This window comes from Zoogloea sp. LCSB751, assembly GCF_002028455.1.
In the GTDB taxonomy this organism is placed as follows: Bacteria; Pseudomonadota; Gammaproteobacteria; order Burkholderiales; family Rhodocyclaceae; genus Zoogloea.
On sequence record NZ_MWUM01000408.1, the window covers coordinates 1 to 252 of the forward strand.

General features: G+C 50.0%; 1 protein-coding gene. It reads right to left on the reverse strand.

The features are described from left to right. A partial coding sequence (locus tag B4920_RS27145; protein ID WP_305847136.1) for a biotin/lipoyl-binding protein occupies positions 1-220 on the reverse strand: 220 nt, incomplete at its 3' end. Positions 221-252: the final 32 nt, after the last annotated feature.

Genomic DNA, 252 nt, shown 5'->3' on the forward strand with positions numbered 1-252 from the left:
CAGCATTTGCACTGACAAGTGCAGCTTTATAAGGCGCAGAATCAATTTGATAAAGAGATTCGCCTTGCTTCACATTGCCGCCTTCGACAAAGCTACGCTTAGTGATAATGCCATTCACTTGAGGACGAACTTCGGCTTCAAGAAATGCCTTGCTACGACCCGGTAACTCGACTTGGATAACCTGTGGCTTAGCCTCCACTTTGATTATCCCAACTTCCATGCTCTGCGGCCCCGCGCCGCCATGAGCGGCTT